The 1,693-nt window shown below is 60.1% G+C and carries 2 protein-coding genes; both read left to right on the forward strand.

All coding sequences use genetic code 11. The features are described 5' to 3' along the window. A partial coding sequence (locus NW819_RS00335) for a (2Fe-2S) ferredoxin domain-containing protein (RefSeq protein WP_414412548.1) occupies positions 1-387 on the forward strand: 387 nt, incomplete at its 5' end. Between the two features lie 309 nt (positions 388-696). Further along, positions 697-1,665 (forward strand): Gfo/Idh/MocA family protein, encoded by a 969-nt coding sequence (locus NW819_RS00340; RefSeq protein ID WP_238376973.1) that lies wholly within the window; start codon positions 697-699, stop codon positions 1,663-1,665. Positions 1,666-1,693: the final 28 nt, after the last annotated feature.

The raw sequence follows: 1,693 nt of genomic DNA on the forward strand, positions 1-1,693 counted from the left end.
GGGGGTTTGTCTTCGGCTTCTGGGGCTGAGGCAGCTTCCGAACCGGTTGCTCCAAACATCACAGATATCAAAGGAGATATCAAAGGTACAGACATCAAAGGTAAGGTGCTGGTCTGCCAGAAATCCGACTGTTATCGGCGTGGGGCCGGAGCGGTGATGCAAGCCCTGAACGCCTACTTGGCCGCCTACTCTGGTTCGATTTGCGTGCAGGGGGTGGGCTGCATGAAAGATTGCAAACGGGGCCCCCATGTGGTGTTTATGCCCGACAAAGCCCGTTATAGCGGCGTTTCCCCCCAAGGGATCCCGGATCTGTTGGAGCGGCATTTTGCCATTGCGTCGCGGGTACAGCAGGTTGAGACAGCGGCTTCTTCCCAATGCCCACGCTGACCCTCCATCGGCGAACGGCTCTGTGGGGCGGGCACGAGTGATTTTCCTTCTGCAGAGGAGCCGCTTTGGGTTGGTTTGAGACAGATTCCTTTCTTTTTCCCGGTGGTGGGCTGCAATTGACTGCCCTTGCCCCCCGGGAGAGGAGAGCCAACACAATCACACAGGTTGCTGCAATCGGAAATGAATGGTGCAAAGGGTGCAGCAGTAGACCTGGGGAGAGCGAGATCCCGATTGCCAGCTGGTGGAAGGGATCCCTCCTGTGTGATGCTACAGACAGAGGCAGGCTAGGGGAGGGAACAAACCTTGCGGGTGGGGATCATCGGCACCGGCTACGCAGCTCGCTCACGGGCCGAGGCCTTGCGCAAAGATGGGCAAGTGCAGATTGTCGCTGTTGCCGGTCGAGCTCCCGACCGGAGCGATGCTTTTGCCGCCGAGTTGGGGGCCGTCGCCTATTCGGACTGGTCTTCTCTGTTGGGCGAGCAGCGGCTGGATCTGGTTTTTGTCAGCACCATCAATCGGGATCATGCCGCCATTGCCCGTGCTGCTCTGGAGGCAGGGATCCACACCGTCGTGGAATATCCCCTCGCCCTCAGCGCTGCCGAAGCGCGTTCCTTGGTGCAATTGGCAGCCGAGCGGCAAGTGCTGCTGCACGTCGAACACATCGAGCTAATTAGCGGCGTTCACCGGTTGCTGAAACAAGAGCTGGAAGGGTTGGGCAAGCTGTTTGCCGTTCGCTACATCACTCTCACCGCCACCCACCCCGCCCCCGATCGCTGGACCTATCGGCCTGAGTTGTTTGGCTTCCCCCTCATGGGGGCCGTTTCTCGCATCCACCGCTTGGTGGACTTGTTGGGCAGGGTAGAACGGGTGAGCTGCCAACTGCGCTACGACGGGCCGGATCTGCCCCACCGCTACAGCAGTTGCTACTGCACAGCCCAGCTGAGTTTTGCCAGTGGGTTGCTGGCGGTGTTGACCTATGGCAAGGGGGATTCCCTGTGGTGCTCGCAGCGGCTACTGGAGTTCCACGGTCAACGGGGGGGCCTATTGATCAACGGCGAAGAGGCAACGTTGCTGCGGCCCGGCAGCGCCCACCCTCTAGAGACGGGATCCCGCCACGGCCTGTTCGAGCAAGACACCCGCATGGTGCTGGATCACCTGCGCCACGGCAGACCCCTCTATATCCATACTGAAAACATGCTCCACGCCCTGGCGGTGGCCGAGGCAGCCGAGCGATCTGCCCAAACCCAGCAGGTGGTTTGCGTTCAGGATTGGCCCTAAGGGAAGTCCCTGATACATTTACGCTGAA

It is taken from the genome of Synechococcus sp. R8-2 (assembly GCF_047461715.1).
Taxonomy (GTDB): Bacteria; Cyanobacteriota; Cyanobacteriia; order Thermostichales; family Thermostichaceae; genus Thermostichus.